The organism is Enterobacter hormaechei subsp. hoffmannii, assembly GCF_001729745.1.
GTDB classification, from domain to species: domain Bacteria; phylum Pseudomonadota; class Gammaproteobacteria; order Enterobacterales; family Enterobacteriaceae; genus Enterobacter; species Enterobacter intestinihominis.
This window is the reverse complement of record NZ_CP017186.1, coordinates 3,668,735-3,681,314: the sequence shown is the minus strand read 5'-3', so window position 1 is coordinate 3,681,314 and position 12,580 is coordinate 3,668,735. Positions and strand designations below refer to the sequence as shown.

Genomic DNA, 12,580 nt, shown 5'->3' with positions numbered 1-12,580 from the left:
CCGCATTTTGACAAGCTCATAAAAGAAAACAGACCATGTTTGAAATTAATCCGGTAAAAAACCGCATTCAGGACCTCACGGAGCGCTCTGACGTTCTTAGGGGGTATCTTTGACTACGATGCCAAGAAAGAGCGTCTCGAAGAAGTAAACGCCGAGCTGGAACAGCCGGACGTCTGGAACGAACCTGAACGCGCGCAGGCGCTGGGTAAAGAACGTTCCTCCCTCGAAGCCATCGTAGATACGCTGGATCAAATGGCGCAGGGTCTGGAAGATGTTTCTGGGCTGCTGGAGCTGGCTGTCGAAGCCGACGACGAAGAAACCTTTAACGAAGCCGTGGCAGAGCTCGACGTGCTGGAAGAGAAGCTGGCGCAGCTGGAATTCCGTCGCATGTTCTCCGGCGAATACGATAGCGCTGACTGCTATCTCGATATTCAGGCAGGCTCTGGCGGTACCGAAGCGCAGGACTGGGCCAGCATGCTGATGCGTATGTATCTGCGCTGGGCAGAAGCGCGCGGTTTCAAAACCGAGATTATCGAAGAGTCCGAAGGTGAAGTGGCGGGTATCAAGTCCGTCACCATTAAGATTATTGGCGATTACGCCTACGGCTGGCTGCGTACTGAAACCGGCGTTCACCGCCTGGTGCGTAAGAGCCCGTTCGATTCCGGTGGCCGTCGCCACACCTCCTTCAGCTCCGCGTTTGTCTACCCGGAAGTGGATGAAGATATCGATATCGACATCAACCCGGCGGACCTGCGTATCGACGTTTACCGCGCATCCGGCGCGGGCGGTCAGCACGTTAACCGTACGGAATCTGCGGTGCGTATTACCCACATTCCAACCGGGCTGGTAACACAGTGCCAGAACGACCGTTCCCAGCATAAGAACAAAGACCAGGCCATGAAGCAGATGAAAGCGAAGCTTTATGAGCTGGAGATGCAGAAGAAAAATGCTGAGAAGCAGGCGATGGAAGACAACAAGTCCGACATCGGCTGGGGCAGCCAGATCCGTTCTTACGTCCTTGATGACTCCCGCATCAAAGACCTGCGTACTGGGGTTGAAACCCGTAACACGCAGGCGGTGCTGGACGGCAGCCTGGATCAATTTATCGAAGCAAGTTTGAAAGCAGGGTTATGAGGAACCAACATGTCTGAACAACAATCACAGGGCGCTGACGCGGTAGTCGATCTTAATAACGAACTGAAAACCCGCCGCGAGAAGCTGGCAGCGCTGCGCGAGCAGGGCGTGCCGTTCCCGAACGATTTTCGTCGTGACCACACCTCAGACCAACTGCACGCAGACTTCGACGGTAAAGAGAACGAAGAGCTTGAAGCGCTGAACGTTGAAGTGTCCGTGGCGGGCCGCATGATGACCCGTCGTATCATGGGTAAAGCCTCCTTCGTGACCTTACAGGACGTTGGCGGCCGCATTCAGCTGTATGTCTCTCGTGACGACCTGCCGGAAGGCATCTATAACGAGCAGTTCAAGAAGTGGGACCTGGGCGACATCCTGGGCGCTAAAGGTAAACTGTTCAAAACCAAGACCGGTGAACTGTCTATCCACTGCACCGAGCTGCGTCTGCTGACCAAAGCCCTGCGCCCGCTGCCGGACAAGTTCCACGGTTTGCAGGATCAGGAAGCGCGCTATCGTCAGCGCTACCTGGATCTCATCTCTAATGATGAATCCCGTAAGACCTTCAAAATTCGCTCCCAGATCATGGCCGGTATTCGCCAGTTCATGGTTAACCGCGACTTTATGGAAGTAGAAACCCCGATGATGCAGGTGATCCCAGGCGGTGCCTCTGCCCGTCCGTTCATCACCCATCACAACGCCCTGGACCTGGACATGTACCTGCGTATCGCGCCGGAACTGTATCTGAAGCGTCTGGTGGTAGGTGGTTTCGACCGCGTGTTCGAGATCAACCGTAACTTCCGTAACGAAGGCATCTCCGTACGTCATAACCCAGAGTTCACCATGATGGAACTTTATATGGCGTATGCGGATTACAAAGATCTGATCGAGCTGACCGAATCCCTGTTCCGTACCCTGGCGCAGGATATTCTGGGCACCACGCAGGTCCCTTACGGTGAAGAAGTGTTCGACTTCGGCAAGCCGTTCGAAAAACTGACCATGCGCGAAGCGATCAAGAAATACCGTCCGGAAACCAATATGGCGGATCTGGATAACTTCGACTCTGCGAAAGCGATCGCTGAAAGCATCGGTATTAAGGTTGAGAAGAGCTGGGGTCTGGGCCGTATCGTGACCGAGATCTTCGAAGAAGTGGCCGAAGCGCACCTGATTCAGCCGACCTTCATCACCGAATACCCGGCGGAAGTGTCTCCGCTGGCGCGTCGTAATGACGAGAACCCGGAAATCACTGACCGCTTCGAATTCTTCATCGGTGGCCGCGAAATCGGTAACGGCTTTAGCGAGCTGAACGATGCAGAAGATCAGGCGCAGCGTTTCCAGGATCAGGTTAACGCGAAAGCGGCAGGCGACGATGAAGCGATGTTCTTCGACGAAGACTACGTAACCGCGCTGGAACACGGCCTGCCGCCGACGGCTGGCCTGGGTATTGGTATCGACCGTATGGTGATGCTGTTCACCAACAGCCACACCATCCGCGACGTGATCCTGTTCCCGGCGATGCGTCCGGTGAAATAAGCCGTTAAGACGTAAAAAAAGCCCCGTGCGTTTATCGCCGGGGCTTTTTTATTGCGCCGCAAAAGCGCTGAGTTTTTCGCGCGCAGTGTTCGCTTCCTGCACCATCCACGGACTAAATGCCCACGGTGTGGCGTCCAGCGCGCGGAAGAGCGCGTCCAGCTCCACCCATTGATACTCCATCACTTCGTCGCTATTGATTGCGAGGGTATTCGTTACGCGGGCGGCATAGACCGGGCAGATTTCGTTTTCAACGATCCCTGAAGGGTCGGCTTCACGGTAGCGGAACGCCGGGGCAACGGGGGTGATGTCGGTGATTTCGGCCCCGACTTCAAAGCGGCAGCGGCGGATAATCGCCTGCTCTGTCGCTTCGTCGGCCTGTGGATGTCCGCAAACAGAGTTGGTCCACACACCGGGCCAGGCTTTTTTACTTAAGGCGCGCCGGGTAATCAGACATTCTCCGTTAGCGTTAAACAGCCATGAAGAGAAGGCCAGGTGTAGCGGGGTGTGTGACGTGTGCGCGGCGTACTTCTCCTGAGTGCCAATCACCTTTCCCTGGTCATTTACCAAAATAACGTGTTCTTGAATACTCATTGATGCTCCAGTGCCATAATGCTTAATGGTTCAGCACCATCAGCGGAATTATTATACTGCATTCTTAAGCAAACGGTTTGGCCCACAGAGCGGAAAAGGGCATGACCCGCATCAGTTTGGGCTGCTATCATAGTGCGCCATTCACGCTGACCGAGGAGCTGTTTTGTTTGCAGGAAGCCTGACGAGAAACCCGATCATTGCCGTTTTCTGCCTGACGCTGACGCTACTTGTAGCAGGATGCTCGGGGAGTAAATCTTCGGATATGGGCAGTTATTCCGGTGCCGTCTATACCGTTAAGCGCGGGGACACGCTCTACCGCATCTCACGTGCCACGGGGACCAGCGTGAAGGAGCTGGCGCGCCTGAATAATATTTCTCCACCCTATACCATTGAGATAGGGCAAAAGCTCAAGGTTAACGGCGGTTCCTCCTCAGGGAATAAGTCCTCAACGCGTAAAACAGCCAAAGTGACGCCATCCTATCAGGTGCCTAAATCATCCTGGCCGCCGGTCGGTCAGCGCTGCTGGATCTGGCCTGCAAGCGGAAAAGTGGTTGCGCCGTACTCGCTCTCGGAAGGGGGCAATAAAGGTATTGATATCGCTGCCGCACGCGGCACGCCGGTTTACGCTTCAGGGGCCGGGAAGGTGGTCTATGTCGGTAACCAGCTTCGTGGATACGGTAACCTGATCATGATTAAGCATGGTGAGGACTACATTACGGCATATGCGCATAACGACACGATGTTGGTGAATAATGGCCAGAACGTGAAGGCGGGGCAGAAGATTGCGACCATGGGCAGTACCGGGACGGATACGGTGAAGCTGCATTTCCAGATTCGCTATAAGGCCACGGCCATCGATCCGCAGCGTTATCTTCCGGCGCAGGGCAGTAAACCGAAGTGCTAAGTGATTATTTAATCGCCACTTAGTGGGGTAAAGGCTTGTATGAAGAGGCGTAAGGTCTATAATGCCTTACGCACCTCAAAGCGGGCGTAGTTCAATGGTAGAACGAGAGCTTCCCAAGCTCTATACGAGGGTTCGATTCCCTTCGCCCGCTCCAGTCTCCTCATAAATCAAGAAGTTATATTTCATCAGTTAGTTACGTTGCTCTGCTTTAGCAGGTACAACTAAAACTACCCACTGTTCTATACCCGTACCTGTCGCCTAACGGCTCCACTTGTTGCTGTATCACCAACGGGGCTTTATGGCTTCTATTGTCTGAAATCTGATACATTGCTTAAACATCATGTGGATTGCTGTAAAGTTCATCAGTATGATTGCTTGCACAATCAACGATTGGGAAAACACTTCTGGAAGATTAGGGACGAGACGATATGAAAGTGACTGACGAGGCTTTGTTACGTTCAGGGTTTACACCATCGGATTTGCAGAAGATAAAAAACAACGTTGAAAGCTATGGCGGAACCTTGGGGGAAGCGATTCAGGATCTGGCTAATCGATTCAGGGTTGTTTTATGGATAACATCGGCATGTCTGATGGTTTTTATCATTTTAATATTGTTTTCTGCGAAAGAAACCGTCGTGGGTGGTGGGATATCAATTCTGATCGCAATAGTCATCGTTGCATTTATTCAGCCGCCAGTCCTTTCTTATAAATCCTGGCGGTTCTGGAGAAAATTCAGAGACTAATGGTTCGATGTGTCAGTAGCAAGCAGGTCAAATATTACTTTGGCCTTAAGTCCATAACCTACTATTTTCATTGTTAATTTTGGACGGCTCATCGTATCGACCCTGCGATAGAAATCACGGGGCATCCATTTAAATAGCCTCCATGCCTCGGGTCTTCTGGCTAATCCAAAGATGCTATATACACTTGCAGTTAACGTAATAGCGTTATAAATCGCAAGTCCTGTTTCAGGCTTGAAACCCATAAACTGGGCCGCTTCCAAAGTGCCATCAGCCACAAGCCCCTCTGTTTTATATTGTTTTCCATATATACCAGGAATAATTTCTTTTGACAAACCGTTAATGCCATCTGTTACAAGGATAGCCCCTGCCAGCATACCTAAAGGTGTCATCGTAGCGACCATCAACGCACCGCCAGCAATTGCCATTCCAGAAACCACAATGTGAATAGCTGAAATTATGTAGCCGACGATTTTATTATTTTCCTTAACAAATTCGACCTTCGCGTAAAGCTGTGCGGCTCTGGTTCTTAACAGGCGTTCTTGTTCTTGTAGATTATCTGTTTCAGCACGCAGATTTTTGATGCATGCAATGCATTCTTCATCGGTTTTGGCCCGTCGTGCAGTTTCAAATTCTTTATCTACAACCTGTTTTATCTCTTCGACAAACTTGATACGTGTAAGACCATCTTGCAAATAGAATGCTGACAGCCGGTTTGCTGTTTCGACGAGTTTCCGGGCCTCCAGATTCACCATGGTATCTGACCATGTTCTGTTCCAGCCCCTGTTAAGCAACGCAATATCCATTAAAGACTCCTTTCCAAAATGTGTCTGGTCATTTTACGTGCAATAAGGTCGAAGACAACAGGAAATACTTACACAACCCGCCCCCGTAGGTGTCCCGTCTCTTTATCCTCCCAGTTTACATCCTCCTGCTTAAAATATCCCCGGCTCTATTATAGATCCGCTGAGTGGATCGATTAGCCGCCTAATAATTTCACTGGATCTGCATGAAACATCCTGGTGTTATCACTGCGTTACACTACTTTGCTTGCGTTGCAATTTGCCTCGCTTTATTACAACAGGCGAAACGCTGTCTTCCTGTGCCTTTGCCGTAACACTGCTGACTTGCTGGCAATGGTTGAGCGGTTAACAGAACGGGGTGTAGTTGTTCAGATCCACAAAGAGGATTTTAAGACCGGGAAGAACTCTCCAGCAGGTAATATGATGCTGACCGTACTGGCAGCAGTCGCACAGATGGAACGTGAAACGATGCTGGAGCGCCAGCGTGAAGGTTACGAAGCAGCAAAAGCCGCAGGCAGGATCACCGGACGGGGCAAAGGTCGCTCTATTGATCGTGAAGCCATTAAAGCAGAACTCGCAGCAGGTAAAACCATTCGTGCAATCGCAGAAAGCCACAACGTCAGCACCAGAACAGTCATGAACATTAAGGCCGAAGCCTGAACAATTCTGAGAATTTGTTATTGACTTCTTCATGTACTTTGATGGTTTTTTGAATTCGATCTGGTGCTGTATTTCCGCTGCTTAATTCTTGGTAGTTCAAAGTATAATATGCAAGTTGTATTACTGATGATAAGAAACAATCAAGAGCATTTATATATTGCATTGTTGCATCATGTGCTCTGTCCCTATTTTTTGAGACAACCACTCATTAACCTTTCTCCTACCAAAAAGAACGCCCCCAACCACACTAACCGTTGTGACTGCATTGGAAGCGATAGAAATAACGTTATCCCATGCTTGTAAATCCATGTTCCTGCACTCTCCTGTAGTGAAAGGGGCAGGGCTTGTCCCTTGTTTTCATTCTAAATTACCGTAACTTACTAACTCCACTTACTCCGATAGCTCCTTCATCCCTGGGCCTTTGCTATAGGTTCTGAATGCTTCAGTTTTCGCTTTCTGTTCGGTGTGTCCGGTAATGGCTCCGATACGTTGTTCTGGCACCCCTGCACGGTCTAAGCAGGTGATGAACATTCCCCGTAAGCTGTGGGCAATGTGCCGCCACGAAGCCGGGTGAACTTTTGGCTGTACCACGGACCTCGCTTGTCTGACATAACCCTGATGATGTCGCTCCGCTCCGATTGGTGCTGTATCACCAATCGGGCATTAGGTTCGCTATTGTCTGCCAGTCTGGACTGGCTTAAAAATAGGCTATAACATTGGCAACATAAATCTTTCAAGGAGATGAAAGGATGAGCACCAGAGCGGAGATAAAGGATGGTGCGCAGTTTGACGTTTTGCGAAGGGGTGTCGTTTATACTGAGGTGCTTGGCTGGGTTGACATGGGGCACGCTCGGGGTAGTGATATCATGGAGCTTAAAAGCCAGTTTATCGCGGGGGAGCTTAGCGGCAAACCTTCCTACATGGTGATGTATCGGCAGGACATGCACTTTGTGAAATTCAACTCACAATTCGGTGTAGGCAAGTTCTCTCGCTGGGAGATTAAACGTGGCCGGAGTACCGAAGATATTAACAGAATCATGCTGGCGATGATGATGAACACAGCAGCTCGATTTGAAGGCTTGCAAAGCCTGCGGGCTTTCTCTTGGTACACTGATAGTGGCTTTAGTGGTGAAGACTTGGTTTCTGATCTGTTCGGATTCCATCGAGCTATCATGCCAGGACGGTACGGATACCGCCTTAAACCTGTCAGTTATGATGCCGCCGTTCGTCGCTGGGATCATTACGGTGCTATTGGTTCCCATAAAAACCGTGGTTTCCGTCCGATTCTGTTCCCTGACCCGGAAGATCCGTGTGTGCGTCACCAGCCGTACACGGTGAACCTCCCGCATTTTATGACATGGCTGAAGCCGTGGGACGATTTCAGCTCTGGTAATGTCAAAGTTATTACAGACAATGGGACGTCACTTGGGTACACAGGGGTGAAGTGATAATGCGTAAATTCTTTAAATGGAGCATCCTGATATTAATTACGGGTGTTATCCTATGCTGGCTATTTGTCTATCTTGTTGCATCCGGTATCAATGAAGCTACCACATACACTGAAAATGATTTTTTCAATTATCACTCCCTGACTGATAAAGATATTGAGAAGGCTCCGCGTATATCGAATAATTATTACTTTGAATCACATCCCGGAGATGGATACGCCCCCTCAAACACAATCATTTTTAGGGGAGTATCTAACGTCGAGCCGATGAGGGCTTATTTGTCTAAGCTGGGCTATACCAAACAGAAAGGCGGTTCGAGGGAGGCGGAAATATGGACGAAGCCAGAGCAGATGAATAGTGCTCTCTTTTACCTGCACTTTGATGCTGCTACTGGCGAAGCAGAACTAACTAAGGAACTGAATAAATGAATGTCCGTAGTGGCACACTGAATTTGGCCACCTGAACTGAGGTGATATGCTCACCTCAGAACAACACAGGTGCTTTAATGAAAAGAAGAAATTTTAGTCCTGAATTCAAACGCGAATCCGCTCAGCTGGTTGTCGACCAAAATTACACCATCTCTGACGCTGCCAGGGCAATGGATGTTGGTCTTTCCACGATGACAAAATGGTTCAAACAACTGCGTGATGAGCATCAGGGCAAAACGCCAAAAGCCTCCCCGATAACGCCGGAATAAATCGAAATACGTGAGCTTGAGAAAAAGCTACAACGTATTGAAATGGAAAACGAAATTCTAAAAAGGCTACCGCGCTCTTGATGTCAAACTCCCTGAACAGTTCTCGATAATCGGGATACTCAGGACGCGTTATCCTGTGGTCACTCTCTGCCAGGTGTTCGGGGTTCATCGCAGCAGCTATAAATACTGGAAAAACCGTCCTGAAAAGCCCTGACGGCAGACGAGCTGTATTACGAAGTCAGGTACTTGAGCTGCATGGCATTAGCCGTGGTTCGGCCGGAACAAGAAGCATCGCCACAATGGCAACCCAGAGAGGCTACCAGATGGGGCGCTGGCAGGCTAATGAAAGAGCTGGGGCTGGTCAGTTGCCAGCAACCGACTCACCAGTATAAGCGTGGCGGTCATGAGCACGTTGCTATCCCGAATCATCTTGAGCGACAGTTCGCCGTAACGGAGCCCAACCAGGTGTGGTGCGGTGATGTGGCCTATATCTGGACAGGTAAACGCTGGGCGTACCTCGCCGTTGTACTCGACATGTTTGCAAGAAAACCAATGGGCTGGGCAATGTCGTTCTCACCGGACAGCAGACTCACCATGAAAGCGCTGGAAATGGCATGGGAAACGCGCGGTAAGCCCGTCGGGGTGAGGTTCCACAGTGACCTGGGTAGTCATTATACGAGCAGGCAGTTCCGGCAGTTACTGTGGCGATATCAGATTAAGCAGAGTATGAGCCGGTGTGGAAACTGCTGGGATAACAGTCCAATGGAGCGCTTCTTCAGGAGTCTGAAGAACGAATGGGTGTCGGTGACGGGTTACGTAAGCTTCAGCGATACAGCTCACGCAATAACGGACTATATCGTTGGATATTCGTGCTCAGACCGCACGAATATAATGGTGGGTTACCACCAAACGAATCGGAAAACCGATACTGGAAAAACTCTAACACTGTGGCCAGTTTTTGTTGACCACTACAACTGCACCGCTCACTGCTTCATCGCTGAACCAGCGAATAACGCTATAACCAGCATCGGCTATCTGCTGCTTCTGGTTTTCAACGTAACACGTTAAGTTGCACATTTCCTGTACCCTGGATACCCTGAGATTAATCCTAATAACTCAAGGGTGAGTATGGCTAGCGGGAAGAGAAAGAATCAAAAGGAATCGCCTGAAGAAGAGTTAGATCGCCTGCTGGATGAGCTTGAACTCACACCGGAGCAACGGGAGTTTATCGAATCCATGCGAGAGGATAAGAGCGATCCCAGTAGTGAGTAACGCTTGTCTTAAGCCAAACGGCATTGTAAGAAATTCCTCACCCGGTGCATGCAGAATCACGGTGCCTTTGTTCCGGCTGTCGCTGGAGTGTCATAAATATAATTACGCGCGCGCATAATTTAAAATTAAACCCTCTTTCTTTTTACGTAATCAATCGCCCCTGTTATATCTGTCGGCAAATTTTTTATTTCCCGGATCGCAGATGAAAACACGACTCCTCCTGTGCGCTGGCTTATTAGCTGCCTCCAGTGCCCATGCCAGCGCCCTCTATTTTTATGAAGCTGGCACCGAAGATACCGCGCTTGCCGGAGCAGGGCAGGCGGCTCGTGCGCAGGATGCCTCTACAATTATGACCAACCCGGCTGGCATGACGTCCTTACCGGATCATATGGTCACCGGTGGGTTACAGGTTATGGATGGCTCCATCGACAACCAGCTGGATAACGATGCCCATCAAAGCCCCGGCGATGTGATGAAAACCATCCCGAATGCCAGCGCCTTTTATAGCCAGAAGGTGACCGATAATCTTTATGCCGGGGTCGGGCTTTACGGTAATTACGGCCTGGGGATCGACTACGGCAGCTGGGCGGGCGACAGGCTGATTAAAAAGAGTACCATGGTAGCCATGACGCTCAGCCCCTCGCTGGCCTATAAGCTTAACGACCGTCTTTCGATTGGCGCGTCCGCCAACGTTAACTACGGTTACTTCTCGCTGACTCGCAGCGTTAACGATGATGACTACCGGCGACGCGATGAAGACCTGGCCATGAGCTATCGGCTTGGGCTGCTGATGCAGCTAACTGACCAGACCCGAGCCGGTATTACCTGGAACAGCGAAACGGACTACAGCTTCAATATTGACGGCAACGCGCGTCTACAGAACGGCACCTACGACCTGCCGGTGTCAGCACAAATCAGCGCGCCGCAGCAAATTATGCTCAGCCTTGTGCATGACATTAACCCGCAGTGGTCGGTTATGGGCGATCTCGGCTGGCAGGACTGGAGCCAGTTCGGCGCGCCGCAAATCGTCGTCGGGGACCAGCAGCTGAACAACGTCAGCCGCCTGAAGGACACGTGGCACGGTGCGGTGGGCGTGCAGTATCGTCCAACGCCTCAATGGCGACTGAATGCCGGTGTGGCGTTCGACAGCTCGCCGTATGAAAGCCAGAGCGATGTGGCCTTAACCTTACCTACCGGCGATGAGTGGCGATTTGGTACGGGAGCCCAGTATCAGATCACCCCGGCCAGCAATATTGGTATTGCCGTGTCGTATCTTCATATGCAGTCGTCGCATGTGAAATCGCCGGTGGCGTTTGCCGGAAGTTACGACCATCCTTATCTTTGGTTTGCCAGCGTCAACTACAGCTATCAGTTTTGATCGGCTAACCGCTTAAAATATATGGTCTATAATGGCAGATACTGAATGTCAGAAGGTTGTACCATGCATATTTTACCGCCTGTTCGACCCGAAAAATCCATCGAACGACTGACCGCTATCCTTGAGCCGATAGCGGAGAAAGTGCACGTTATTCCACGTAAGCGACTCACCTGGTTACGGAAGGGGAAACAGCAGATGTACCTCTTTCTGGAAGGGGAGCTGTCCCTGCTGCGGACATCGGATGGACTGGTGGTCGTGACCGTTTACGAGCCGCATTTGTTTGGTATTGCTGAGATGATCCAGCCTACGCAAGGCCATTTTCTCCGTGCGGAAAGGGAGTCGACCATTTTACGTCTCGATGCGGACAAGGCGGCCGAGTTATTCCGTGCCGAGGGCGTCTGGGAGGATGTCGCAGCGCTGCTCTCATACCATACGGCCTATTTGATATTCCGTGATGCGCAGGTACTCCAGCAGCGTACCTATTCCGTTATTCGTAACCACCTTCAGGAAATGATTTTGCTCCCGGAGGAGACGCGTTTGCGTACCACGATACTGGAATATATTCAGGATCGTACGCTGCTTTCTCGCAGTAGTATACTCAATGTATTATCCGCCCTTAAACAGGGAGAATATATCTCCTTTAAGCGCGGTGGGTATTTGCTTGAAGTCAGACACTTACCTGAATCATTCTAGGGGAAGTTTAAAATTAAACAGAAATGGAATTAACGAGGCTGTTAATTTTCTATATCGTTTGCTTTCTAAGTTTTATCTTTATTAAGTAAACGGTATATTTATGAAAAAGACAGTTCTCGCTTTGATTATGGTTAATGCGTTTACCGCCACTTCCGCGTTCGCCGCCGCTGATGCGGGCACCTGGTATGGCGGAGCGAAATTCGGCTGGTCACACTATTTTGATACCAATATGGGTTCAAAAGCGTTTGATAACAATAATTCCGACCACTTCGATTTTGACCATGATAATGTCGGTGGGGGTGTTTATACGGGTTACCAGATTACCCCATGGCTTGCGGTAGAAGGCGGTTATGATTATTTAGGCAACATGCAGATCAAGGGTCAGCATGGCGCAGGGGCGCAAATGAAGACGCAGGGTCTGCAAATGTCCCTGAAGGCCAGCTATGCCTTGACCAATGACTGGGATATCTACGGCCGTGCCGGGGCGATGGGCTATCGCGCTGAATCCGATGTAAGTGGTCACAATCGTTTTGAAACCGGTGTGCGCCCGCTTGCAGCTGTGGGTACTGAATACGCCTTCAATAAAAACTGGGCTGGCCGCCTGGAATATCAGTGGGTAAGCAATGTGGGTAATGCAAACCAGATCGGTGTGAGCAGCGACCTGAGTTCCGTCACCGCAGGGCTTAGCTATCGCTTTGGTCAGTACGACTGATGCATGTGATATGGCGATTAA

Annotated in this window: 13 protein-coding genes, 1 tRNA gene and 2 pseudogenes; 12 read left to right on the top strand and 4 right to left on the bottom strand. The window is 50.4% G+C overall.

Features of this window, described 5'->3' with window-relative positions; translation table 11 throughout:
• Positions 1-35: 35 nt before the first annotated feature.
• Together prfB and lysS are read left to right on the top strand one after the other, a co-directional pair.
• Positions 36-1,134, top strand: a protein-coding gene (gene prfB / locus BFV65_RS17290) for a peptide chain release factor 2 (RefSeq protein WP_096147815.1) whose coding sequence is annotated in 2 segments (ribosomal slippage) — positions 36-110 and positions 112-1,134 — 1,098 coding nt in all. Because the reading frame shifts where the segments join, the coding sequence is not laid out codon by codon here.
• A gap of 9 nt (positions 1,135-1,143) precedes the next feature.
• On the top strand, positions 1,144-2,661 hold the full coding sequence (gene lysS, locus BFV65_RS17285; protein WP_022649302.1) for a lysine--tRNA ligase: 1,518 nt from the start codon (positions 1,144-1,146) through the stop codon (positions 2,659-2,661).
• Between the two features lie 48 nt (positions 2,662-2,709).
• Here lysS and idi read toward each other — a convergent pair whose 3' ends face one another.
• Entirely contained in the window at positions 2,710-3,252 is a 543-nt protein-coding gene (gene idi / locus BFV65_RS17280; RefSeq protein ID WP_022649301.1) for an isopentenyl-diphosphate Delta-isomerase, read from the bottom strand.
• A 163-nt stretch (positions 3,253-3,415) separates the two neighbouring features.
• On the opposite strand from idi, the gene actS reads away from it, so the two are divergent.
• From actS to BFV65_RS17265, 3 genes are all read left to right on the top strand, one after another.
• Positions 3,416-4,156, top strand: coding sequence for an amidase activator ActS (gene actS, locus BFV65_RS17275; protein ID WP_063137624.1), 741 nt, complete (start codon positions 3,416-3,418; stop codon positions 4,154-4,156).
• Positions 4,157-4,236: 80 nt separating this feature from the next.
• A tRNA-Gly gene (locus tag BFV65_RS17270) sits at positions 4,237-4,310 on the top strand.
• A gap of 274 nt (positions 4,311-4,584) precedes the next feature.
• Entirely contained in the window at positions 4,585-4,899 is a 315-nt protein-coding gene (locus BFV65_RS17265; protein WP_069596930.1) for a hypothetical protein, read from the top strand.
• Here BFV65_RS17265 and BFV65_RS17260 read toward each other — a convergent pair.
• Complete coding sequence (locus tag BFV65_RS17260) at positions 4,896-5,702, bottom strand: DUF4225 domain-containing protein (RefSeq protein ID WP_048965624.1); 807 nt, start codon at positions 5,700-5,702, stop codon at positions 4,896-4,898. The two genes, BFV65_RS17265 and BFV65_RS17260, sit on opposite strands and share 4 nt — an antisense overlap.
• 240 nt (positions 5,703-5,942) lie before the next feature.
• Here BFV65_RS17260 and BFV65_RS17255 point away from each other — a divergent pair, with 240 nt between their 5' ends.
• A complete protein-coding gene (locus BFV65_RS17255) occupies positions 5,943-6,359 on the top strand; it encodes a recombinase family protein (RefSeq protein WP_225303262.1) in 417 nt (138 codons plus the stop codon).
• A gap of 150 nt (positions 6,360-6,509) precedes the next feature.
• Here BFV65_RS17255 and BFV65_RS23215 read toward each other — a convergent pair whose 3' ends face one another.
• Complete coding sequence (locus BFV65_RS23215; RefSeq protein WP_154818291.1) at positions 6,510-6,668, bottom strand: hypothetical protein; 159 nt, start codon at positions 6,666-6,668, stop codon at positions 6,510-6,512.
• 81 nt (positions 6,669-6,749) lie between these two features.
• Positions 6,750-6,988 (bottom strand): annotated as a pseudogene (locus BFV65_RS23460) (integrase); the annotation flags it as partial.
• Positions 6,989-7,108: 120 nt separating this feature from the next.
• On the opposite strand from BFV65_RS23460, the gene BFV65_RS17250 reads away from it, so the two are divergent.
• From BFV65_RS17250 to BFV65_RS17215, 6 genes and pseudogenes are all read left to right on the top strand, one after another.
• Positions 7,109-7,807: a hypothetical protein gene (locus tag BFV65_RS17250; protein ID WP_046618721.1), complete on the top strand. Its 699-nt coding sequence runs from the start codon at positions 7,109-7,111 to the stop codon at positions 7,805-7,807.
• Between the two features lie 2 nt (positions 7,808-7,809).
• Positions 7,810-8,235, top strand: coding sequence for a hypothetical protein (locus tag BFV65_RS17245; RefSeq protein ID WP_069596929.1), 426 nt, complete (start codon positions 7,810-7,812; stop codon positions 8,233-8,235).
• 77 nt (positions 8,236-8,312) lie between these two features.
• Positions 8,313-9,469: pseudogene (locus BFV65_RS17235) on the top strand (IS3 family transposase).
• Positions 9,470-9,978: 509 nt separating this feature from the next.
• Positions 9,979-11,154: an OmpP1/FadL family transporter gene (locus BFV65_RS17225; RefSeq protein WP_048965625.1), complete on the top strand. Its 1,176-nt coding sequence runs from the start codon at positions 9,979-9,981 to the stop codon at positions 11,152-11,154.
• Positions 11,155-11,217: 63 nt separating this feature from the next.
• Positions 11,218-11,847 (top strand): winged helix-turn-helix transcriptional regulator, encoded by a 630-nt coding sequence (locus BFV65_RS17220; protein ID WP_048965626.1) that lies wholly within the window; start codon positions 11,218-11,220, stop codon positions 11,845-11,847.
• Positions 11,848-11,947: 100 nt separating this feature from the next.
• Positions 11,948-12,559, top strand: coding sequence for an outer membrane beta-barrel protein (locus tag BFV65_RS17215; RefSeq protein ID WP_022649276.1), 612 nt, complete (start codon positions 11,948-11,950; stop codon positions 12,557-12,559).
• The last annotated feature ends 21 nt before the right edge of the window (positions 12,560-12,580 follow it).